The organism is Telluria sp. ZT3P26 (genome assembly GCF_059686035.1).
Map to the genome: position 1 here is coordinate 209,041 of NZ_JCASII010000006.1, position 23,346 is coordinate 232,386.

Sequence of the window (23,346 nt, forward strand, 5' to 3'; positions counted from 1 at the left end):
CTGGACACTCATGACGGACCGATCCGATGGCGGCCCGGCGATCCACATCGCCTGGGAATGCCTGAGCAACTTCATCCGCGACGACGCGTTCGCTGCGCGCCTCGTGCTGCGCAACGATGGCGCCGCCCCCATCGCATCCGGCTGGACGCTGTACTTCAACACCTGCCGCAAGATCCTGGCCGAGACGGTCAGCACCGGCTACGCCATCGCGCACGTCAATGGCGACCTGTTTGCGCTGTCGATGCCAGGGGGCGACGCCTGGCTGCCGGGGCAGACGCACATGCTCGACTACGAGGCGCTGCACTGGGCAATCAGCATCACCGATGCGCCGCTGGGCTTTTACCTGCTGCCGGGGCAGGGCGGCACGGCCGTCGACCTGGGCGACCCGGTTATCGCGCCGTTCGTGCGCCCCGAGCAGCGGCACCGCAACCGGAGCGACGCGGTGCCTACCGCCGATGCGGCCTGGCGCTTTGCGCAGAACGCGGCGCTGTCGTACCTGCCCGAGGCCGAGGTCGGGCGCCTCACCCCGCGTCCACGGGCGGCACGCTTCACCGGCGGCCAGTACCGGCTGGGACGCGACGCGGCGATCGTGGACGGGGCAGGGCTGGACAACGAAGTGCGGTTCCTGCGCGCGCTGCTGGCCGACCTGCCGCCGGGCGAGGGCGCGGTGACGCTCGCCATCGGCCCGGTCGCTGAAGCCGGGGATGAAGCGTATTCGCTCAACATCGATGATCAGGGCGTGGTGCTCAGGGGCGCCAGTGCGCACGGCGTCTTCAACGGCCTGCAAAGCCTGGCGCAGCTGGTGTCGTCCGATGGCGTGCTGCCGCTGGGGGCGGTGCAGGATGCGCCGCGCTACGCTTATCGGGGCATGATGCTGGACGTCGGCCGCCACTTTTCCAGCGTCGACACCGTGCTGCGCCTGCTCGACTGCATGGCCGCGTATAAACTCAACCGCTTCCATTTTCACCTGACCGACGACGAAGGCTGGCGCCTGGCGATTGCCGCCTTGCCCGAATTGACCGCCGTCGGCGCGCAGCGCGGTGTTGGCGCTTGCTTGCCACCGTCGTTCGGCTCCGGCGCCGCCATCGATGCATCGAGCGGCAGCGGCTTCTATACGGCCGACCAGTTCATGACGATCCTGCGCCATGCGAAAGCGCGCCACATCGACGTCATCCCCGAATTCAATCTGCCGGGCCACGCGCGCGCGGCGGTCGAAGCGATGCGCATGCGCCATGCGCGCCTGCTGGCGGCGGGCGACCTTGCCGGCGCCGAGGAATATCTGCTGAGCGATCCGGCCGATACGTCGGCTTACGAATCGGTGCAGCTGTGGCACGACAACGTGATGTGCATCGCGCTGCCGTCGGTCGACCGCTTCATCGACACCGTCGTCACTGAAGTGGCTGCGTTGTACCGCGCAGCCGATATGCCGCTGCAGGTGCTGCACACGGGCGGCGACGAAGTCCCTGGCGGCGCCTGGGTCGGTTCGCCCGTCTGCCAGGCCAGCATGCGCGCGCATGGCTGGACGGATGTGCGCGCGTTGCGCGACGACTTCCAGGCACGCTGCCGCGCGATCCTGGCGCGGCATGGCATTGCGTTTGCGGGCTGGGAAGAAACGGCGCTGACACCCCGCGCCGATGGCATGCTGGCGCCTGACCGGCGCCAGGCCGGGCGCGATTTTCACGTCTACGTCTGGAACAACGGCGGCTTGCCGCATGAACGCGATTGCGCGACCGAACTGGCCGTGGCCGGTTTCGACGTCGTGCTGGCCAATGCCACCAGCCTGTATTTCGATTTCGCCCACGCCAAGCATCCGCTGGAGCCGGGCTACTACTGGGCCGGTTTTGTCGGCACGCGCGATGCGTTCGATCTGGCCCCAAGCGCCGGCATCACGGGACTGCAAGGCCAGCTTTGGGGCGAGAACGTGTGTTCGCGCGCGCGCCTCGAGTATCTCGCGATGCCACGCCTGCTCGGGCTGGCCGAACGCGCGTGGTCGCCACAGGACAGTCATCCGGACTGGAACGAATTCGCCAACCGTCTTGGCCGGCGCGAATTGCCGCGCCTCGATCGCCACGGCTGGCGCTACCGCCTGCCGCCGCCGGGCGCCCTGGTGGAGGACGGCCTGCTGCGGGCAAATACCGCCTTTCCCGGCCTGGGCCTGCATTACACTGTCGATGGCTCCGACCCTGATACCACCAGCCCGCGCTACGCCGACCCGGTGCCTGTGCACGGCGTGCGCATCGTGAAACTGGCCAGCATCGACACGCACGGTCGCGTGAGCCGCATCGTCACCCTACACCTGGAATCGCCATGAACGAGACGCTGGTCGCTGCCCCGGTCCACCATGCGCCACGGCGCCATCCGCTGTCGTGGGTGCCCACGCTGTACCTGGCGCAGGGCTTGCCGTTCTATGCGGTGGCGCTGGTCGCCGGCCAGATGCTCAAGAGCATGGGCGTGCCGAACGATCAGATCGCCCGCTGGACGGGGCTTCTTGGCCTGGCCTGGGCCTTCAAGGCGTTGTGGAGTCCGTTCCTGGAACTGGCGCCGAGCCGGCGCATGGCCGTCGTCACGTGCCAGATCTTCGGCGGCGCGTGCCTGGCCCTGGTCGCGCTGGCCCTGCAACTGCCGATGTGGTTTGCCCTGTGCCTTGGGCTGCTGGCGATCGTGTCGCTGGCCTCGAGCACGCACGACATCGTCGCCGACGGCATCTATATCAGCAGCCTGACATCGCGCGAGCAGGCGGCGTATGCGGGCTGGCAGGGCGCGTTCTTCAACGCCGCCAAATTCCTCTCGCTCGGCGGGCTCCTGATCCTGGCCGGCGAACTCGAAGAACGCTTCGGCATTGCTTCCGCCTGGACTGTCGTATTCCTGCTGCTGGGCGGCCTGATGGTGACGCTGGGCCTGTACCACTGGCACGCGCTGCCGGCCACGCCCAAGCTCGCGGGACGGATCCGTCATGCGCGCGACGTCAAGGCCACGCTGGTCGACGTGTTCAAGACGTTCTTTGCCAAGCGGGGCATCTGGATGGCGATCCTGTTCATCATCCTGTTTCGCGCCGGGGAAGGGCAGATCCAGTCGATCGGCCCGCTGTTCCTGCGCGACGCGCGCGAGGCCGGTGGCCTGGGCTTGAGCACCGCCCAGGTGGGCTGGGTGTATGGCACGGTCGGCACCGCGGCCTTTTTGATCGGCAGCATTGCCGGTGGCTACTTCACGGCCTGGCTGGGTCTCAAGCGCGCCTTGCCGCTCTTGATCCTGGCGATGAACCTGCCCAACGCCGTGTTCTGGTACCTGAGCGACGCGCAGCCCGTCTCGATGCCGCTGATCGTCAGTGCGCTGGGGCTCGAGATGTTCGGCTATGGCTTCGGTTTTGTGGGCGTGATCCTGTTCATCATGCAGGTGGTCGCCAGTGGCCCGTACCAGGCGGCGCACTACGCGCTGGGCACCGGCTTCATGCAACTGGGGTTTGTGCTGTTTCGCACGATCAGCGGCGACATCCAGCAGGCGCTGGGTTATCGCGATTTCTTTCTGTGGGTGCTGGTGGCGGCGCTGCCGGTGCTGGTGCTGAGCCGCTTCATGCGCATCGAGGCGCCTGATAACGCGGTGGAGAAAAACTAGCGCCGCTTGACTGGCAGGGCCAGCCAGCCCTGCCACCCGCCATCTTCGGTGCGCGCGACCTTCTGGACATGGGGCCGCGTTGCATCGAGCCGCCATACGCTCTGGTGCTCGAGCCAGTCTTCGTACATCGCCCGAAAGCGCGGCCACTCGCCGCGAAACTCGAGGATTGCCACCATCCCGGCCGGCAGCACGCGCAGGCCGAGGCCCGGGTCGGCCAGCACGCCGGCGTCGAAGCCAAAGTCGTAGCAGTATTCGCGCTCGCCCGTAAATCCCGGATCTTCGTCGAATACGCCGTACCACGGCGCGCCGCGGGGAATGCCAGCGCTTTCCTGCGCGCAGATGAAGGCATTGCATGCCAGCGACAGCGCCGCGCCGGACTGGCCGAAGAAGCGCTGGTAGCGCAGCTGCACGGCCGGTAACTGGCGCAGCGTGACGCGCGCGGCAACGCTGCCCGGCACGGGCGCGCAGTAAGGGGCGTTCAGCGCGGTGAGTTCGCCCGGCTCGGCGACAAAGAAACTGACATCGCTTTCGCGCCCGACCTGGGCATCCATGTATACGCGCCAGCCACCGTCGCGCCAGGATTTGGCCGGCATGCCGAACTGCTGGCGAAAGGCCTTCGCGAATGCCGCGTTGGACGGAAAACCGCAATCCTGCGCAATGCGCCCGACCGGCACGTCCGGTTCATGGCGCAGCAGGTGCGCGGCGCGGCGCAGGCGCCGCTTGCGCTGGTATTCGACCGCCGAAAAGCCGGTCAGTTCACGGAAGATGCGGTCGAAGTGGTAGCTCGAATAGCTGGCCGATGCCGCCAGGCTGCCCAGGGCCAGCGGATCGCCGACCGAGTCGAGCATCAGGTCCATGACCTCGTACAGGCGCGACAGGCGCGAGACCGGCACCCGGGGCGTCACGCACGGGACGGCAGGAGGCATGCTGTGGGCAAGGGCGGCGTGGGTCGGTGGCATATCGCGGATCGTCATGACAGCGTTACTGAATTATGCGACCAAACCCGCTGCCGTGGCGAACTATGTGTAGCCTGGAAAATACAGTCCGCGTCTCACCGCGTCTCATCAGTCCCAGGGCTGGTAAGCGATGCCCTGGCCGATCAGGTCCGCCACTGCCGCGACGTTTTCACCGCTTTCGCTGAACGAGGCCAACACGCCCGCCACGTTGTCGCGGCCCGAGTCGAGGACGTCGAGCCAGAAGGCGAAGCCACTGTCGTCCGGCGCACGGTCCAGCACATTGCGGTAGAGCAGGGTGACCACGGCGGCATTGCTCGGCGCCGCGCCGTACATGTCACGGAACTCCCGCGAATCGGCAAACCCGCCGGCGACGGCGCCGAGCGATGCGCCGCGATCAAGCGCTGCGATCCAGTAACCCAGGCCAATCTCGTCGGGCGCGCGGTCAAACGCGGCGCGGTAGATACGGTATGCCTGGCCGGCTGCGCCGTCCAGGTCCAGGGCCAGCGTGCGGTTGGTAAACTGCAGACGTTCGATGGACTCGAGCTGGTCGCGGTGGTCGTTCAGGCCTGCTACCCGTTCATGGATGGTCCAGGTGCCGGTCGCGGTCGAGCCGGCAATCGTGTAGTTGTCGCGCCCGGCCGCGTAACGGGCGGTGTCGATCCCGGCGCCGCCATGCAGCAGGTCGTCGCCGGCCCCGCCAATGAACACGTCGTTGCCGTCATCGCCATACAACCGGTTGTTGCCCTGGTTGCCGTCCAGGACGTCGTTACCGCCGCCGCCGCGCAATTCATCGTTGCCTTCACCGCCGTGCAGGAAATCGTTGCCGTCGCCACCCTCGAGCACGTCGTTGCCAGCACCGCCGTCGATGGTGTCGTTGCCGGTCAGGCCGCGCAGGAGATCGTCGAGTCGGCCACCGAAGAGGCGATCGTCGAGCAGGCTGCCAACGACCGTCTGGCCGCGCGACGAGCCGTCCGGATGGCTGCCCTCATGGAAGTTGTCGGATGTGAACGCACTGACCGTGGTGTTCTCGAGCACGACCCGGGTGGCAAACGTCTTCGGACCGGCAGCGCCGTCCGCATCGATCTGGAGCAGCACGCGGCTCCCATCCTGGACCATGCGCGCGCCGCCGCCCGTGCCGAAGGGATTGTCGGCGCGGTAGTAAAAGAAGGAAAAAACGTCCAGCACATCGCCGCCGGCGCCGGTCTGGAAATCACGGACCGTGATCACTGCGCCCGGATCGTTGAATTCGTTGAACCTGTAATGGTCGCTGCCGTCGCCACCCGTGACGTCGATCCGGCGCGACGTGTCCAGGTACTGGAACCTCATCGTATCGTCGCCCTCGCCGCCATCGATCTGCAGGCCCGGCACGCCGGCCGGTTCGCTGCCGTAACTCAGCGTGATCTCATCGTTGCCGGCGCCGCCGATGATCTTTCTGACCGCGCTGCCGCCGACGTCGATCCTGTCGTCGCCGGCGCCGCCATCGAGCAGCGATCCGGCGCCGCTCACCCAGACGCCATCGTCACGCAGCCGGTCGTCGCCGGCGCCGCCGCGCAGGATGTTCGCGCCCTGCGCGTCCCTGAGGTCGTCGTTGCCATCGCCACCCTCGAGGGTATCGTCCCCGTCGCCGCCGGACAGCTGGTCGTTGCCTGCGCCGCCCTGCAGCAGGTCATTGCCAACGTTGCCGTCCAGCGTGTCGTTGCCCGCGCCACCACGCAGGGTGTCGTTGCCGGCGCGCCCGTCGAGCTGGTCGTCGCCATCGCCGCCATCGATCGTATCGTCCTGTGTGTCGCCCACCAGCACATCATTTTCAGCGGTGCCGGTCTGCACGCTGCCCTGGCTGCTGCCATTGGGGTGGTAGCCGTTGACGAACTGCGTGCTGCCGAGCGATGCCAGCGAGACATTGGCCAGGACGGCCGCCAGCTCGGACGCATGCGTGCTGCCCGCGACACCGTCAAGATCGATGTACAACGCAACGTCCGCGCCTTCCTGGCGTGCGCTCAGGTAACCGGCAGCGCCGAAGGGATTGTCCGTCAGGCCATACGGAAGACCACGGCTCAGGTCAATGCGGTCGGCGCCGCCAAAGTCGGTGATGATCAGGTTCGTACCGGTTGCCAGGACGTCGAACAGGTCGGCGCCGGCCCCGCCGCTGGCACGGATCGCCACGGCGTTGCGTGTCTCGTCGAACACCAGGGTGTCGTTGCCTTCTCCGCCGTCGACGGTGATGGTGCGGCCCTGCGCACCGGTTCCGTGCAGGTGCAGATAGTCGTCGCCGGCGCCTGCCAGCATGGTGTCGGCGCCGTTGCCACCGGACAGATAATCGTTGCCGATGCCCCCCTCGAGCAGGTTGGTGCCTTCCGAGTAGCTCTCGATCCGGTCCTTGCCTGCGCCGCCGCGCAGGACGTTGTCACCGGCACCGTCGCGCAGCATGTCATCGCCGTCGCCACCGTCGAGCATGTCGTTGCCGGCGCCGCCGAACAGTACGTCGTTGCCGCCCAATCCAAGCAGCTGGTCGTCGAGTACCGTGCCGTTGAGCGTGTCGTTACCGGCAGTACCGGTCAGGAGCATGCCGGTACTGCCACCGCGCGGATCGAAGCCATCGACGAAATTGGCTGCGCCGATCTGCCCGGGCGTGACACCCCGCAGCGTGACCAACGTGAGATAGAGCCCAGGATCGCCCGTGCTCTGTTTTTGCAGCAGGGTGTCGGCGCCGGACGCGGCCAGTCGCAGGATGCCTGTGTCGAAGGGATTGCCGACCGGTTCGACGTTGAACATCCGGCGGATGTCGATCTGGTCGCCGCCCGCGCCCGCCGTGAAGTCGGTGATCACGATCTCCTGCGAGAAATCAAGCGGACCAAACTGGCTCAGGACGAAGCGATCGCTGCCTGCACCACCGGCCAGGTTGCCGGTGCCCACCATGACGCCCGCGACATCGATTGCAATGGTGTCGTCGCCGGCGCCGCCATCGGCGACGGTTGCCACGCCGTTCGTGAACCAGCTGATCTGGATATAGTCGTTGCCGGCGCCGCCAGCGTAGGTGCTGCCGCTGGAACCGGTCAAGATATCGTCACCGTTGCCGCCGAAGAAGTGGTTGGCGCCGAGGCTGTCTTCGATCCGGTCATCCCCGTCGCCGCCTTCGATGTGGTCGTCTCCGCCGCCGCCCCGCAGGTCGTCATTGCCACCGTAACCGTAGATCGTGTCATTCCCCTGACCGCCATCGATATTGTCGCGCTGGTCGCTGCCATGGATGGTGTCATTCTGTTCGGTACCGGTCAGGTTGACGGGGACGGGGCCGGGACCGGTGCTTTGAAGCAGGGCATTGATCATGCGAAAAATCCAGTGAATATCGTAATGGCCGTGACTATTGCGGAACTGCACATCCCTGTCCAGATAATTGACGGTCTGATGCGTTTTGCATACACATCGCGCACGCCATACAGTTGCTGCGCCGCAGCAAATTTACAAATCACTTACAATTGCGTGGTCATTTAACTATCACAACGCCCCGCGCGTTCTGTCTCTGGAGAAACTATGCAGACAGCATTATCGGCGGGCTTTATCCTCGCCATTGTTCTGTGGGGCGTCATTTCGCCCGACACCATGGGTCCGCTGTTCGAGACCGCACTTGCTACCGTCACCCGCAATTTCGGGTGGTTCTACCTCTGGGTCGTCCTCGGCATGGTGGTGTTCGTTGCCTTCCTGGCCTTCAGTCGTTACGGCAACCTGAAACTCGGCGGCGAAGACGACGAGCCGGAATTCGCGCTCGGCAGCTGGTTTTCGATGCTGTTTGCCGCCGGCATGGGCATCGGCCTCGTGTTCTTCGGCGTGGCCGAGCCGATCTCGCACTACATCGAAGCGCCACCCGGCACCGTGTCGAACACGCCGGAAGCGGCGGGCGCCGCCATGCGCTACACCTTCTTCCACTGGGGTATTCACCCGTGGGCCGTGTACAGCGCCGTGGCGCTGGCCATTGCCTTCTTCCAGTACCGGCGCGGCGGTGTCGCCCTCGTCAGCACCGTGACGGACGCGCTGCCATGGCCGATCGTCAAGCACATGGGCGGGTTCTTCAACGGCCTGGCCGTGGTGGCAACCGCCTTCGGCGTGGCGGCCTCGCTTGGTGTGGGTGCGCTCCAGATCAACAACGGTCTGAATACCGTGTTCGGCCTGCAGGTGAGCGAAGCGTCGCAGATCGGCATCATCGTGCTGGCCACCGTCATGTTCCTGGGCTCGGCCGTTACCGGCGTCGCGCGCGGCGTGAAGATACTCTCGAACGCCAACATGACCGTGGCCGCGCTGCTGGCGCTGGCCGTGTTCATCCTCGGCCCGACCGTGGCGATCATCGATACGCTGACCAGTACCCTGGGCAACTACGTCACCGAATTCGTCCGCATGAGCTTGCGCGCAACGCCGTTCCGCGACAGCACCTGGGTCGGCAGCTGGACCATCTTCTACTGGGCCTGGTGGATTTCATGGTCGCCATTCGTGGGCCTGTTCATCGCCCGCGTGTCGCGTGGCCGCACGATCCGTGAATTCATCCTGGGCACGATGCTGGCGCCGACACTGGCCGCGTTCATCTGGTTCTCGATCTTTGGCGGCACCGCGCTGCACATGCAGATCTGGCAGCAGATCCCGATTGCCGATGCCGTGCGCGCCGATACAGCCACCGCGCTGTTCGCGATGTTCGATGCCATGCCATTTGGCACGCTCATGTCGGGCGTGGCCACGCTGCTGGTGGTGGTGTTCTTTGTCACATCGGGCGATTCGGCCGTGCTGGTGCTGAGCATGATGAGCAGCGGCGGCAATCCGAATCCGTCGACACGCAGCAAGCTGCTGTGGGGCGGCCTGATCGCCGGTATTGCGATCAGCCTGTTGCTGGCAGGGGGACTGAAGGCGCTGCAGACCGCGACCATCGTGTTTGCCGTGCCGTTCTCGCTGGTCATCATCCTGATGCTGGTCTCGCTCTGGCGCGGGGTGCTTGAAGACTGGACCGCGCACGAAAAGCAGGAACGCGAACTGCGTCGCCGCGTGCGCCAGATCGTCGAGAAGTAAGCGTCAATCTCGTACGACACGAACGGCCAGCCTCACTTGTGGGCTGGCCGTTTTTTCATGTGCTGATGCTCCAGCGAGCAGTCGAATTTCCTTTCGTTATCGACTTGGCGTGCTGATGGACAATGTCACGTAGGCGCATGCGCCGCTGCCGCCCGGTTTGTGACCTGGCGAACAGAGCATCAATCGTGCGACTCCCAAAGTAGGTGTTTTATTCACCGAACGCCTCACGAAGGGAACCCAATGAAAGCACTTGTCTACAACGGACCATGTGACGTCCAGATCAAGAACGTGCCGGATGCCACGATCGAGAAGCCGACCGATGTGCTGGTGCGCATCACCACGACCAACATCTGCGGCTCCGACCTGCACATGTACGAAGGCCGTACCAGCATGGAAACGGGCCGCATCCTCGGTCACGAGAACATGGGTGAAGTCATCGCCGTCGGCAAGGCCGTCGACCGCGTCAAGGTCGGCGACATGGTGTGCCTCCCATTCAATATCGGTTGCGGCTTTTGCGAAAGCTGCGAGCGCGGCCTGACCGGTTTTTGCCTGACCTGCAACCCGGGCAATGCGGGCGCGGCCTACGGTTTTGCCGGCATGGGGCCGTACAGCGGCGGCCAGGCCGAGCTGCTGCGCGTGCCGTACGGCGACTTCAATTGCCTCGTGCTGCCAAAGGATGCGCAAGAGAAGGAAAACGATTACGTGATGCTGTCGGATATTTTCCCGACCGGCTACCACGCAACCGAACTGGCGCAGATGAAACCGGGCGACTCGGTGGCCATTTATGGCGCCGGTCCCGTGGGCCTGATGGCGGCGATGTCGGCTTTCCTCAAGGGCGCGAGCCGCGTGTTCGTTGTCGACCCGAACAAGGACCGCCTGGCGCTGGCCGAGAAGATGGGCGCGATCGGCATCAATGACATCGAAGGCGATGGCGCCGAGCAGATCAAGGAACTGACGGACGGCCAGGGTGCCGACTGCGGTTGCGAGTGCGTGGGCTACCAGTGCTGCGACAAGCACGGCAAGGAAGTGCCGAACCTGACGATGAACAATCTGGTCGAAGCAGTCAAGCCAACCGGCGGCATCGGCGTGGTGGGCGTGTTCCTGCCGGAAGATCCGGGTGCGAAGGACGAGCTGGCCAAGGAAGGCAAGCTGGCGTTTGACTACGGCAAATTGTGGTTCAAGGGCCAGCGCATCGGCAACGGCCAGGCCAACGTCAAGGCCTACAACCGCAGCCTCGCCAAGCTGATCCACGCTGGCCGCGCCAAGCCATCGCAGATCATCTCGCACGAGCTGTCGCTGGACGAAGCGCCGCACGCGTACAAGAAGTTCGATGAGCGTGCTGATGGCTGGACCAAGGTGATTCTCAAGCCGGGTCAGTAAGTTTCAACATGGGCCGGGATTGTCCCGGTCCATCGCATATCTGAGAGGAGCGGGCCATGACGACGACGTTCAAGGCCGGTGACAAGGTGGAATGGGCGTCATCCCAGGGCACGGTCACCGGCAAGGTCAAGAAAAAGTTGACGGCGCCGACCGACATCAAGAGTCACCATGTCGCGGCGTCCAAGGAACATCCGGAATACCTGGTGGTCAGCGACAAGACCGGGGCGGAGGCGGCGCACAAGGCGTCGGCGCTGAAGAAAGCGTAGTTGCCCGTGCTGGTCCGAGGATCAGCGCTGCGCCGGCGCGGTATGCTGTGTCGTCCCGGTCTGGACGACGCAGCTGCGCTTGCACTGCTGGTATGACTTGTCACAGGCGCCAGTGCGGTCGAGCCGGCGATGCGTGTCGCCGGCTGCCTGCAACGCCCGGGCGCCTTGTCCGGGCACTGCGCCCTCGGCCGTTCGCGCCAGCGGGTTGCGGGCGGCAGTTTCAGGCGGTGGCACGAAGCGTTCCTTGCCCCCCGAGCTGGCGTCGACGCGGCATTCGCGCTGCGCCGATTCGCACATCGAGGTACAGAAATTCGCGTCGGCAGCCAGCACCGGGCCGGTTGCCAGCATGCCGAGGCAGGCCATCAACGACGCTGCGGATGCGGTAAATTGGGTGGATGCAAGTCGGAATGGCATGGCTTGAATTCGATCTTGGAAAATTGCCAGTCTACGGCATCGAGATTGTTGAAAACTCACGCATTCTCATCGATGCCAACCATGCCTTAAGATTCGGTTCATCTTGCCGCGCCAGCATGGCAAGAGAACATTTCACCATTCATTCATCCGATCCCATGCGCATTCTGCTTGTCGAAGACGACCTCTCCCTTGGCGACACCATCCAGGCCTGGTTGCGCCTCGATGGCCACGCCGTCGACTGGGTCCAGCGCGGCGACTCGGCGCAGACGGCCCTGATGACCCATCACTATGATTGCGTGCTGCTCGACCGGGGCTTGCCGGGTTTAACTGGCGACGCCTTGCTGGGCCAGTTGCGCGCCGCCGGCAACGGCGTGGCGGTCATCCTGATCACGGCCTTCAATGCGCTGGCCGATCGCGTCGAGGGCCTGGACCTGGGCGCCGACGATTACCTGGTCAAGCCGTTCGAGCTCGAGGAAATGTCGGCCCGCATCCGCGCGGCCGTGCGCCGTGGCGCGAACCAGGTGAGCAACGACCTGGTGCATGGCGAGATCGCGCTGAACCTGGACACCAAGGCGGCCAGCCTGCGCGGCGTGCCCGTCGCGCTGACGGCGCGCGAGTACAACGTGCTGTATGCGCTGCTGCTGCGCAAGAACAGCATCGTCACCCGCGCCCAGATCGAAGAAACGCTGTACGGCTGGGGCGACGAAGTCGAAAGCAATGCGATCGAGGTGTATGTGCACAACCTGCGCAAGAAGTTCGGCAGCGACAGCATCGTCACCGTGCGCGGCCTGGGCTACCGGATGAAGAACGATGGTGAATGAGGTGCAGGTGCAACCATGGTCGCTGCGCCGGCGCCTCTTGATCGCCATCGTGGCCGCCAATACCGTGCTGTGGCTGGCCAGCCTGGGCATCGTCACCGTGATCGCCTGGCAGGAAACCAATGACGTGTTCGATGACGCGCTCGAGGAATCGGGCCACATGATCATGGCCGCCACCACCGACTGGAACGAGCGCGGGCTGTTGCTGCGGCCCGGGCTCGAGAGCCGGCCCGGCCGCAAGGTCGACATGCAGTACCAGATCGTGGCGGACGGGCGCGTGATCCAGCGTACCGGCGGCGCGCCCGCCCAGCCGTTCGTGACGGATTTCGACGAGCAGGACGGCTTTGCCGACGTGCGCAACAACGGCCAGCCCTGGCGCGTGTTCGTCGTGCGCGATGCGGCGCGCAGCGTCGAGGTCCAGGTCGGCCAGCAGCAGAGCAAGCGCTTCGATATCCTGGAAGAGCTGGCCGAATCGCTGTGGCTGCCGGTGCTGGGCTTCCTGCTGCTGCTGGCGCTCGTGTGCTGGGTGCTCACCGGGCGCGTGTTGAAACCCCTGCGCCAGACGGCGGCAAGCATCGCGGCCAAGACGCCGCACGACCTGACGCAGGTCGCCACTGCCGGCCAGGCGCGCGAAGTGCTGCCGATCGTGCAGGCACTCAATGGCGTGCTGGGGCGCCTGGAAGCAGCGCTGCAGGCCGAGCGCCGCTTCACGGCCGACGCTGCGCACGAGCTGCGCACGCCGCTGGCGGGCCTGCACATGCATGTGCAGCTGCTGCAGCGCCAGCATCCCGAACTGGCCGCGCCGTTCCAGAAGCTGCGTCACGATATCGCGCGCACGACCGGGCTGGTCGACAGTCTCCTGACGCTGGCACGCCTGGACCCGCTGGCGCGCGAACAACTGGTGCGCCAGCCGGTGCCTCTGCCGGCCCTGTTTGAGCGCCTCGTGGGCGCGCATGCGCAGGAAGCGGCGGCGCGCGGCATCCGCATCGCCGTGCACTGCGAGCTCGAACACGTGGAGGCCGACCCGCAGATGCTCGAGATCGTGCTGCGCAACCTGCTCGACAACGCGCTGCGCTATTGCCCCGACGGCAGCCGCATTGCGATCGATGCGCACCGGCACGGCGGATTCGACCGCATTGCCGTGCGCGACAACGGTCCGGGCGTCGACGAAGCCAGCCGCGCGCGCCTGAGCGAGCGCTTCTTCCGCGTGCTGGGCCAGGGCCAGCCGGGCAGTGGGCTCGGGCTGTCGATCGTCAGGCGCATCGCTGATCTGCACGGCATCGCGCTGGCCTTCGGCGCAGGCCTGGACGGGCGCGGTCTTGGTGTCACGCTCGACTTCGATGCGCCCTTAAGATCGGTTTAATGTCGCGCCGGTGTAATGCGTCTGTGCCTGCCAACGCTGTGCAGGCAACGACCCACCAACTACCGAGGACTGACCATGAAACGTATTTCGCACATCGCCTGCATCGCCCTGTTGATCACCGGTTCGGCCGCTGCTGTCGCCCAGACCGCTGCAACCCAGACTGCAACCCCGACCACCGCCCCGGTCACCAAGGCCGCAACATCGGGCTATGCCGGCCCGTCGGGCGCACCGTTGATGACCGCCAAGGACTTGCTGGCCAATGGCAAGGATGACCAGTACGTGCGCCTCAAGGGCAAGCTCACCAGCCACAAGGGCGACGAGAACTACGAGTTCACCGACGCCAGCGGCAAGATCATGGTCGAGATCGATGCCGACCGCTTTCCGGCCGGCGTGACGGTCGATCACAACACGCTGGTGGAACTCACCGGCGAGTTCGACAAGGAAATGTTCGGCGACTCTACCGTGGACGTCGAGCAGATCAAGGTCGTCGCGCAGTAAGAACTGACGTGTTCGGGCGATAATGGTGGCTTCGCCGCCATGATTGCCCGATTTGCCCATGCATTACGATTACGCCGACCTGACGCACAACTTCGACCCCGGCGCCCTGCAGCGTGGCCACGACTACGCCGACGATGGCCATGTCCTGGTCGCGCAGTGGCAGGCCGATCGTCTGGTCGGCGAAGTGGCCGGCAGCGGCGGGGCGATCTACCACCAGACCATCCGCGTATTCACGCGCCGCGAAGAGATCAACTTCGACGGTCGTTGCACCTGCCCGGTGGGCTACAACTGCAAGCATGTGGTGGCGGTCCTGATCAAGGACATCGAGTGCCGCGAACGCGAAGCGCGGCAGGCGCCAGGCGCCGCCAACGCCGTCGCGCAGCACTGGCTCATGCAGCTCTCACAGCTGCGCCAGGTCTCGCAACCGGCCCTCTCGGGCACGGGCCCAGTGACCATCCTGGCCTGGGTCCTGGTGCCGGACATGCCCGGCGGCGCCTCGCGGCTGCACCTGCGCAAGGGCCGCCAGGGCAAGCGCAGCGGCATCGGCGCCACGTCCGGCGACGTCAACCACCACGGCCTGCTGCGCGACCCGCCGGCCTGGATCGCCACCGGGGATGTCGAACTGCTGCGGCAGTTTGCCGGCCTGGCGGCGGCCTCGGGCGGCCTGGGCGTCGCGCGGCCGCAAGGCGCGCTGGGCGCACGCCTGCTGGCCCAGCTCGTCGCGCAGGGCCGGCTGCTGCGCGCCCACACGCCAGAGGATCTGGCGCGCGGCCGGGTCGCGCCGCTGCTGGCCGGTCCGAAGCGCGCGGCCGTGATCGACTGGCATCCCCTGGACGACGATCCCGAGGCGCTTCAGCTGAGCTGGCAATTTGCCGGTGGCAGCGCGCGCGAGCGGCAGATTCCCCATGAGGTACTGCCAACCGAACCAGCCTGCTATATCGATGGCGACCTGATCGGGGAGCTGACGCTGCCGGCCTTGCTGTCGCCCTTGCCGCTGGAGATGCTGCTCGGCGCGGTGGAGCAGGCGCCGCTGCTGTGGCCGGAGCACCGCGCCAGCGTCGCGACCCGCATGGCCGAGCTTGGTCTGGATGGCGTGTTCCCGTTGCCGCAGGTGCTGGAAACGCGAGAGCGCAGCGATGTGGCGCCGAAGCCCCTGCTGGTACTCGACAGCATGCTGGCCAGGCAGCGCGGCGACTACCGCTGGCACGACCATGCCACCTTGATGTTCGACTACGACGGCTGGATCGCGGAGCCTGACGACGGGCCGGTGCTGCGCCGCGTCGAGAACACGAAGGTCCAGCTCATCGTGCGCAATGCCCAGCTCGAGGCGGCGGCGCGGGCGCTGCTGACCGGGTTCGGGTTTGCCGAACCGCCACCCGACTCGCCACTGCTGGATCTGCCCGGCGCCTTGCAGCTTGCCGACGAGGCGGCCTGGGTCGGCTTCGTGCGCGATGCGCTGCCGCGCCTGGAGGCGGCCGGCTGGCAGGTCGAGATCGAAGCCGATTATCGCTACCACCTGGCCGAGGTCGATGACTGGTACGCCGAACTCGACGAGGAAGGCGAGGGCGGGCAAGCCTGGTTCGCGCTCGAACTGGGCATCGTCGTGAACGGCCAGCGGCACGCGCTGCTGCCCTTGCTGCTCAAGATGATCCGGGCCGCGCCGCAGGAGTTCGATCCGGTGGCCCTGGCCACGCGCCCCGACGATGGCGACCTGGTCATCGAGCTCGACGACGAAACGCGCGTGGCCGTGACCTGGGGCCGCATCAAGCCGATCCTGGACACGCTGGGCGAGCTGTATTTCAGTGAGCGCATGGGCAGCCGGGTGCGCTTGCCGGTGATGGATGCGGCGCGCCTGGCTGAACTGGAACGCGCCGCGCACCTGCGCTGGATGGGCGGCGAGCGCCTGCGCGCACTGGGCCGCAAGCTCAGCGATTTCGACGGCATCCGCCCGGTCGCGTTGCCCGCCGGGCTGCAGGCCGACCTGCGGCCCTACCAGCGCAGCGGCCTGGACTGGCTGCAGTTCCTGCGCGAGTACGAGTTCGGCGGCATCCTTGCCGACGACATGGGCCTGGGCAAGACGATCCAGGCGCTGGCCCATATCCTGGTCGAGAAAGAAGCAGGGCGGCTCGATCGCCCGGCACTGGTCGTGGCACCCACGAGCCTGATGCCCAACTGGCAGGCTGAGGCGGCCCGCTTCACGCCTGGCCTGCGCGTGCTGCTATTGCACGGCAAGGAGCGCACGGCGCTGTTCGATGGCATCGGCGACGTCGACGTGGTCCTGACCACCTACGCGCTGCTCGGGCGCGACGAAGTGGCGCTGCGCGGCCACCGCTATCACCTGTTGATCCTTGATGAAGCGCAGTACATCAAGAACAGCCGCAGCAAGGCGGCGCAGACGGCGCGCCTGCTCGATGCGCGCCATCGCCTGTGCCTGACCGGCACGCCGGTGCAGAACCACCTGGGCGAACTGTGGTCGCAGTTCCATTTCCTGATGCCGGGCCTGCTGGGCGACGAGCGGGGCTTCAACACCGTGTTTCGCAAGCCGATCGAGCAGGGCGGCGACAGCGGGCGCAAGGACCTGCTGGTGCGGCGCCTGAAACCGTTCATGCTGCGCCGGACCAAGGACAAGGTGGCGACCGAACTGCCGCCCAAGACCGAGATCATCCTGCCGGTCGAGCTCGGCGGCGTCCAGCGCGACCTGTACGAAACGGTGCGCGTGGCGATGGACCGCAAGGTGCGCGACGAGATCGACCGCAAGGGCCTGGCGCGCAGCCACATCGTGATTCTCGAGGCACTGCTCAAGCTGCGCCAGGTATGCTGCGATCCGCGCCTGCTCAGGACGGGCGCGGCGGGCGGTTCGGCTAAGCTCGAGGCGCTGATGGAATTGCTCGACACCCTGATCAGCGAAGGGCGCAAGGTGCTGGTGTTTTCGCAGTTCACGAGCATGCTGGCGCTGATCGCCGATGAACTGAACGCGCGCAGCATCGCCTATGTCGAACTCACGGGCAGCACGGTCGATCGCGCCGCGCCGGTCGCTGCGTTCCAGGCGGGGCAGGTGGGCGTATTCCTGATCAGCCTGAAGGCGGGCGGCGTGGGCCTCAATCTCACGGCGGCCGATACCGTCATTCATTACGATCCATGGTGGAATCCGGCCAGTGAAAACCAGGCCACCGACCGCGCCTGGCGCATTGGCCAGACGCAGCCGGTCTTCGTCTACAAGCTGATCGCGCGCGGCACGCTGGAAGAAAAGATCCAGGAAATGCAGCGCCGCAAGGGCGATCTGGCCAACGCCCTGCTGGCAGGGGACACCGAACTGGCGCCGGCCATCGGGGCCGACGACCTGCGCGAGATCTTCTCGCCGGTCGACCACGCACGGCCATAACGCAACAGGCCCGCCGGAATGGCGGGCCTGTCGGGGTTCGTGCGACCTTGCGGTCTGTCGACCTTAGGCTTTTTCGAGATGCGCCGCGAGCTGGCCGCGCAGTTCATGGCCGCTCGAGTGTGTGTAATCCTTGTTGAGCTCATGCGTGATCAGCGCCTTGACCTGCGGATCGATTGCGGTGCGCAGCAAGCCCAGGAACTCGGGCGACGCCGATACGATCAGGTGCTGGTACTGGCCTTTCTGCTGCCCCTGCAACAGGTACGCGGCAACGTCCTTGGCGAACTTCTGCGCTTCGTGTTCGGCTGGCGTAACGGCTGGCTGGTAATCGCTGCCCGGCGCGCCTGCCTGCGCCGCGTGCTCGAAGCCGCCGCCCTGGCCGCCGCCGATATTGTGGCCGCTATTGCCGGCCGAGCGCGGGCTCAGGCGGTCGGTCACGATGTCGCTCACGCGTTGCTGCGCAGCAGGATTGACCATGTCTTCCACTTCTTGCAGCGACTTGGCAGATTTGGCATCGGCAAAAATACGTGCACGACCGGCATTGGCCGCGATGATCCAGGTTGTAGGCATAGAGTCCCCTGATTGAATGGTGAGTGGGCGCATCGGGCGCTGCGAAGCCTGGGCCCCGGCTGGCGCGATGCGCATGAAGGCCATCGCCGGCAGTGGCGGACACGAACGATGCACGGCATCGGCCCGCGTTCCCTGCCTGGCGACAAGTGATGATTTAAGTATAGCCCTGTCAAAAAATCCACGTCGCACCGCGTTCCTGCCGTGCGCGCCTGGTGAAATGGCGGGATACCAAATGGATCAAATTGCCGGTGGACGTGTAGTAGCGTACTGAACGGGAACGCCATGGGGCGCAAGATGGACCCATCGACACTGCAAACACGGAAGGAACACTATCATGGGTAAATTTTTCATTGGCTGGCTCCTGGGTATCCCGGTCGTTGTACTGGTGATCCTGTACCTGATCTTCTGATCGACGATCCGGTTTCAGCAAATAAAAACGCCACCTTTCGAGGTGGCGTTTTTATTTGCGCGTTTCACGGCGCCAGGCGCCGTGAAACGATCTGCCCAACGATTACCAGCCGATATCCTTCAGCAGCGGCAGCGTCAGATCCTGCGGTGGCGACACCGACAGGGTCAGGTCCGAATTGATGCTTGGCTCCATCAGCAGGTTTGGCGATGCCGTCACGTCCCAGTGCGAGACCGACGAACCTGGCGCCAGCGTCGCTGGGGTGTACAGCAGCGGACGACCGAGGGCATCGGCGCCGGCCTTGCGGGTGTTGTCAACGGCAAAGGTTGCAGTGACCGCACCGGCTTGTGCACGCGAGCCGTATGGCTTGGCAGCAGCCACGGCCGCTTTCAGCAGTTCGCCTTCCGCTTGCGTGATACCCACCGACGGGATGATGACGGAAGCATCGGTGCCGCCTGGAACGAGCGCGCCTGCTGCGTTGTTCGCCAGCACGACGCCGATCGCACCCGCGTCCTGCGCATTCTTCACCTTGAGGGCGAACGCGCAGGCACCGCGATTGATGATCGGTACCTTGCCACGGACAGCTGCGGCATTGGCTGCATCGAATGGCGAGCAGCCAGGACCGATTTCACCTTCCTGAGGCGCGATCGTGGCCAGCACGCCAAGCTTGCCGGAAGCTGGCACTGCCGGGCCGAAGGACGACGCATTGAATTCCATCGTCGGGATGGCGCCGGCCGGGCTGGCCGATTTCAGCAGTGGCGTGCCGCGCAGGATGCTGGCGCCGGCAACCGAGTTGGCGCCGGTCCAGGCCAGGCCCAGCGGGTTGATTGCCGAGACGCGGCGTTCGGCCGACGTCATGTTCAGCCAGCTCTTCTTGGCCGTGTTGTCGTACATGTACTCTTCCCACACGCTTGGCAGGCCGCCATTGGCGACATAGGCCGAGCCTGCAGCATTGATGCGGAAGCCGGTCGACGTCTGCACGCTGACGACCGAGAAGCCCAGGCCGTGGCCCAGCTCGTGCAGCAGGGTCGCGGCGAAGTTCACCTGGCCGCCGGCTTTGCCGTCCAGGCCCAGGTAGAAGGTGCTGCCTGCGAGGCAGTTCGGCTGGCCCAGGTTGACGTTGAACTGGGTCTTGATGTCGACGTTGCCGTAGCCGGTGCCGTCGTCAGGGATGCCGTTGGTCAGGTTGACGCCGGCCAGCTTGTTGGCCAGTGCTGCTGGATACCAGGTGTTTGGCTTGCCGCCTGGGAAGTTATTCCAGATATTCCAGGCACCGGCGCTGCCCAGCGTGGCCGAGGTGGCGGTGCAGGTCAGCGCTTCCCAGCCGGCCGACACGGTGATCGTCACGTCGCTCTGGAGATTGCGTTCCCAGATATCGGCAACGTAGCGGTACACGTTCATGCGTTGCTGGCCGAGCGTCGTGCCCATGTTGCCGCCGACTGGCGCAACCGGGGTCGGATCGTTGAAGCCGAAGCCTGCAGGATCGCGGCTCTCGATGGTGATGGTCGCAGCTTGCGCGGCGATGCAGGTCAGGATGCTGGCGGTGGCCAGCACGGTGCGTGCGGCGGTGAGCGAGAAGGATGGGGTGCGCATGATTACTCCGTGACAGGCGTAATGGTGTGAACGTGGCCGGTCGAATCGGCATTCTGGGTGTCGCCGTGCGTGACGGTGATGCTGCCGTCTGGGTTACGCACTGCCACCGACGTGGTCATGAACTCGTCGGTCAGGCGCGCGCCGCGCGCGCCGCTGCTGTGAAATTTCTGCAGCGTTGCTTTCGGTGCGATACGTGCGGTCGCCCGGACGGACTGCGTTTTCAGTGCAGCGGCTTCGGCAGCGCTGGCGCCACGCAGTTTGCCGGATTCGGCATCGCGCACGACGGTCAGCGACTCATTCGCGGCGACCGGTGCTTCCTGGGCAATGGCGGACTGGCCGGCGAAACCCATCAGGGCAAGAGCAATACCGGCGGCGCGCAGTGCGCGCAGGCCGCCTTGTTGTTTCTGGAACATGACAATCTCCTGGAAAAACATATTCGATGCAAAATGTGCGAAGCGCAGCGCGCTTCGGCGGACTACGTGACCTGGTTTGCTCAGGCGCGTTTGCGGCGACGTGCGGCAACCAGGCCCATGGCACCAGCGGCCAGGATCAGGATGCTCGACGGTTCAGGCACATCGACGACGACGGAGTCGAGGCCAACATAGTTTGCTGCGTCAGCAGCGCCGAAGTACTGGAACGCGAAACGGGACGTGCCCTCGCGTGGGCCGATATAGGCCGAGTACTGTGTCCAGCCGTCTTTGCCGACGGTCAGGGAAACCAGATCAGCTGCAACGCCGCTCGCGCTGGCGAAACCGTAGGCGATCTGATCGCTGAAGCCTTCATCGTTTGCTGCTTTAAGCCAGAACGATACGGTGACGCCGACCAGGGTCGAGAATTCCGGGGTGTACAGCCAGTTGTTGAGCGTGCCGCCAGCAGCAGCATTGTTGTAGTTCGCCGCAATGTAGCTCTCAGGTGCGCCGGATTGGGCCGCGAATACATTCTGGTCGCCCTGGGACCAGCCTGGGGTGGTGCCGGCCGGGGTGCTGTTATTCGCCAGAATCCAGCCTTTGTTCTGCAGGCTGCTTACATCATCAAAACCTTCGTTGATCACGACCCCGGCGAACGCCGAGGACATCATTCCGGAAACCAGCAATGCTACAAGTGCTTTCTTCATTCTGATGCGCTCCAAGTGTGTACGATGAACGGGACTGCATTCGTGTCACAGGCCCTGTATCGGGTGTCGTAACGATCATTCGACGACTATGCGAGCTAATGCACATTACGTGCCAGCAAAACAACGCGTTGATTTCTATGAGGAATTTCTTTCAGAATGAAAATTTCGTAAATAATTGTAAGATTTTCCGACAAATTTCATACGCTTGTCACAAAAATAACGACACTTTATTTTTCAATTCATGCGCTCGCGCTATTTTGTTGCCATTCAGTAGGTTTTGTTGATTTTTTGGCAGTGTGGCGACAGGCGAGGCGCGCAGTGCTTTTTTCTGGAACTTGACCATGATCCATCCTCTTTTTATTTCACTTGCGGCCACCTGCCTGCTGGCCGGTTGCGCTGCTACTCCGGCGCCGGTCGATGGCGACAGCTTCATGGCGACACTCAGGACGATGTGCGGCCAGCGCTTCGAGGGCGGCCAGACCTATGCGGTCGATCCTAACAACGAATTTGCCAACAAGACCATCTCGACCGAAGTCATCTGCAGCACGGCGGATGTGCGCATGCCGGTGAAGGTTGGCGAAGACCGTTCGCGCACATGGATTTTCACGAACCCTGCAGCAGGGCTGGAACTGCGCCATGACCACCGCCACGCCGATGGCACGCCCGACAGGGTCACGATGTATGGCGGCATGGCGCAGCGCGGCGGCACGGCACGCTCGCAGGCATTCCTGGCTGACGCCTACACCGCCAGACTGGTTCCCGGCGCTGACACCAATCTGTGGACCGTCACCGTCAGCGAGGATGGCACCGTGCTCACTTACCGCCTGGAACGACACGCCAGGCCACGCGCCGAGTTCGTCATGAAACGCGTGCCGGGTTGAAACAGCGTTCAGGTCGCACTATCGGCCCGGACCGTGTCAGCGAATGACAGGATCAAATCATTCACGATGCCGGGCCGCTCCCGGTGCAGCCAGTGACCGGCACCGTCGATGGTCACTGTGTCGTGCAATTGCGGCACCAGCTTGGGCATATCAAGAATGATGCGGTCCATGCCCGGTATCGACATGCCTGGATCGCGTGATCCGATGGCAAACACGGCAGGGACGCTGACCTGCATGCCGTCGAGGCTGCCCTGCAACTGCCAGTTGCGGTCCAGGTTGCGGTAATAGTTCAGGGCGCCACGGAATCCGGCACGCTGGAAGGCTGCAACAGCCGCATTCAGGCCGGATGCCAGCCAGTCGGCCACCTGGGCAGGGTCGGGCAGATCGTGAAGCATGCCGCGCGCGGGCGCGACCATGCCGAACGGATTGGATGTGCTGTCGCCCGCACAGCGCGGGCCGGCGTCGCCCGACGCGCCGTAGTAGATCTTGCGCAGGGTAGCCGGGATGTCGCGTTCCAGTTCCTGCTCTGCAATGCCGGGTTCCTGGAAATACAGCGTGTAGAAGAGCGCGTCATCCTTACGGGGAAACAGGCCCGTGGGTGGGATGGGCGAGCGTGCCATCATCGGCACGCCCAGGGCCACGATACCTGCGATACGGTCTGGCCGCATCAGTGCCAGCTGCCACGCGATTGTCGCGCCCCAGTCCGCACCGACGACGATGGCGCGTTCGATGGACAGCATATCGAGCAGGCCGATCAGGTCACCCACCGCATGAAACACGGTATAAGCATCGATTTCCAGTGGCACCGACGACGCGCCAAACCCACGCAGATCCGGCGCCAGCACGCGGTACCCAGCCGCGGCGAGTACCGGGATCTGCGCGCGCCATGCATCGCCCGTTTCCGGAAAACCGTGGCAGAGCAGCAGGGTCGGGCCGTTGCCGGCCTCCAGATAAGACACGGTGATGCCGTTGACGTTGGCCGAGTTGCGTCGCATGCTGCCCTCCATTGTTCAGTCGATGCGTAACATCATATGTTTCGGATTGGCTTGG

The 23,346-nt window shown here is 65.1% G+C and carries 19 protein-coding genes; 10 read left to right on the forward strand and 9 right to left on the reverse strand.

From position 1 onward, the window contains the following. Window positions 1–10: 10 nt before the first annotated feature. Window positions 11–2,311 carry a family 20 glycosylhydrolase gene (locus tag AC56LN_RS19730; protein WP_499574323.1) on the forward strand — a complete coding sequence of 767 codons (2,301 nt, stop codon included), beginning with the start codon at window positions 11–13 and terminating at the stop codon, window positions 2,309–2,311. Next, window positions 2,308–3,612, forward strand: coding sequence for an MFS transporter (locus AC56LN_RS19735; RefSeq protein ID WP_499574324.1), 1,305 nt, complete (start codon window positions 2,308–2,310; stop codon window positions 3,610–3,612). Before AC56LN_RS19730 ends, AC56LN_RS19735 begins: the two co-directional genes overlap by 4 nt. Here the strand turns inward: AC56LN_RS19735 and AC56LN_RS19740 are convergent. Both AC56LN_RS19740 and AC56LN_RS19745 read right to left on the reverse strand, forming a co-directional pair. Then, on the reverse strand, window positions 3,609–4,586 hold the full coding sequence (locus tag AC56LN_RS19740; protein WP_499574325.1) for a helix-turn-helix domain-containing protein: 978 nt from the start codon (window positions 4,584–4,586) through the stop codon (window positions 3,609–3,611). The genes AC56LN_RS19735 and AC56LN_RS19740 overlap by 4 nt on opposite strands. A 90-nt stretch (window positions 4,587–4,676) precedes the next feature. Next, the gene (locus AC56LN_RS19745; protein WP_499574326.1) at window positions 4,677–7,892 is read right to left on the reverse strand and encodes a DUF4214 domain-containing protein; all 3,216 of its coding nucleotides are present in this window, start codon (window positions 7,890–7,892) and stop codon (window positions 4,677–4,679) included. Between the two features lie 204 nt (window positions 7,893–8,096). Here AC56LN_RS19745 and AC56LN_RS19750 point away from each other — a divergent pair, with 204 nt between their 5' ends. The 3 genes from AC56LN_RS19750 (at window position 8,097) to AC56LN_RS19760 (ending at window position 11,260) form a co-directional block, all read left to right on the forward strand. Beyond that, window positions 8,097–9,614 carry a BCCT family transporter gene (locus tag AC56LN_RS19750; RefSeq protein WP_499574327.1) on the forward strand — a complete coding sequence of 506 codons (1,518 nt, stop codon included), beginning with the start codon at window positions 8,097–8,099 and terminating at the stop codon, window positions 9,612–9,614. Window positions 9,615–9,854: 240 nt separating this feature from the next. Then, on the forward strand, window positions 9,855–10,994 hold the full coding sequence (locus AC56LN_RS19755; protein WP_482897187.1) for a glutathione-independent formaldehyde dehydrogenase: 1,140 nt from the start codon (window positions 9,855–9,857) through the stop codon (window positions 10,992–10,994). A 56-nt stretch (window positions 10,995–11,050) separates the two neighbouring features. After that, window positions 11,051–11,260 (forward strand): hypervirulence associated TUDOR domain-containing protein, encoded by a 210-nt coding sequence (locus tag AC56LN_RS19760; protein ID WP_499574328.1) that lies wholly within the window; start codon window positions 11,051–11,053, stop codon window positions 11,258–11,260. A gap of 21 nt (window positions 11,261–11,281) precedes the next feature. Here AC56LN_RS19760 and AC56LN_RS19765 read toward each other — a convergent pair whose 3' ends face one another. After that, window positions 11,282–11,674: a hypothetical protein gene (locus AC56LN_RS19765; RefSeq protein ID WP_499574329.1), complete on the reverse strand. Its 393-nt coding sequence runs from the start codon at window positions 11,672–11,674 to the stop codon at window positions 11,282–11,284. A 155-nt stretch (window positions 11,675–11,829) separates the two neighbouring features. On the opposite strand from AC56LN_RS19765, the gene AC56LN_RS19770 reads away from it, so the two are divergent. From AC56LN_RS19770 to AC56LN_RS19785, 4 genes are all read left to right on the forward strand, one after another. Continuing rightward, window positions 11,830–12,495, forward strand: a complete 666-nt coding sequence (locus AC56LN_RS19770) for a response regulator (protein WP_499574330.1) — start codon at window positions 11,830–11,832, stop codon at window positions 12,493–12,495. A gap of 1 nt (window position 12,496) precedes the next feature. Next, complete coding sequence (locus AC56LN_RS19775) at window positions 12,497–13,855, forward strand: ATP-binding protein (protein ID WP_499574331.1); 1,359 nt, start codon at window positions 12,497–12,499, stop codon at window positions 13,853–13,855. A 75-nt stretch (window positions 13,856–13,930) separates the two neighbouring features. Continuing rightward, complete coding sequence (locus AC56LN_RS19780) at window positions 13,931–14,353, forward strand: YgiW/YdeI family stress tolerance OB fold protein (protein WP_499574332.1); 423 nt, start codon at window positions 13,931–13,933, stop codon at window positions 14,351–14,353. A gap of 58 nt (window positions 14,354–14,411) precedes the next feature. Beyond that, a complete protein-coding gene (locus AC56LN_RS19785; RefSeq protein WP_499574333.1) occupies window positions 14,412–17,735 on the forward strand; it encodes a DEAD/DEAH box helicase in 3,324 nt (1,107 codons plus the stop codon). Window positions 17,736–17,798: 63 nt separating this feature from the next. On the opposite strand, the gene AC56LN_RS19790 is transcribed toward AC56LN_RS19785, so the two are convergent. From AC56LN_RS19790 to AC56LN_RS19810, 5 genes are all read right to left on the reverse strand, one after another. Next, window positions 17,799–18,302, reverse strand: a complete 504-nt coding sequence (locus tag AC56LN_RS19790; RefSeq protein ID WP_499574334.1) for a host attachment protein — start codon at window positions 18,300–18,302, stop codon at window positions 17,799–17,801. Window positions 18,303–18,813: 511 nt separating this feature from the next. After that, entirely contained in the window at window positions 18,814–20,301 is a 1,488-nt protein-coding gene (locus AC56LN_RS19795) for a PA domain-containing protein (protein WP_499574335.1), read from the reverse strand. 2 nt (window positions 20,302–20,303) lie between these two features. After that, window positions 20,304–20,714 (reverse strand): post-PEP-CTERM-1 domain-containing protein, encoded by a 411-nt coding sequence (locus AC56LN_RS19800; RefSeq protein WP_499574336.1) that lies wholly within the window; start codon window positions 20,712–20,714, stop codon window positions 20,304–20,306. 80 nt (window positions 20,715–20,794) lie between these two features. Beyond that, window positions 20,795–21,415, reverse strand: coding sequence for a choice-of-anchor J domain-containing protein (locus tag AC56LN_RS19805; RefSeq protein WP_499574337.1), 621 nt, complete (start codon window positions 21,413–21,415; stop codon window positions 20,795–20,797). Window positions 21,416–21,623: 208 nt separating this feature from the next. Beyond that, the gene (locus AC56LN_RS19810; protein WP_499574338.1) at window positions 21,624–21,758 is read right to left on the reverse strand and encodes a hypothetical protein; all 135 of its coding nucleotides are present in this window, start codon (window positions 21,756–21,758) and stop codon (window positions 21,624–21,626) included. Here AC56LN_RS19810 and AC56LN_RS19815 point away from each other — a divergent pair. Continuing rightward, a complete protein-coding gene (locus AC56LN_RS19815) occupies window positions 21,757–22,296 on the forward strand; it encodes a hypothetical protein (protein WP_499574339.1) in 540 nt (179 codons plus the stop codon). The two genes, AC56LN_RS19810 and AC56LN_RS19815, sit on opposite strands and share 2 nt — an antisense overlap. An 8-nt stretch (window positions 22,297–22,304) precedes the next feature. Here AC56LN_RS19815 and AC56LN_RS19820 read toward each other — a convergent pair whose 3' ends face one another. Next, on the reverse strand, window positions 22,305–23,291 hold the full coding sequence (locus AC56LN_RS19820) for an alpha/beta fold hydrolase (RefSeq protein WP_499574340.1): 987 nt from the start codon (window positions 23,289–23,291) through the stop codon (window positions 22,305–22,307). Window positions 23,292–23,346 lie beyond the last annotated feature (55 nt).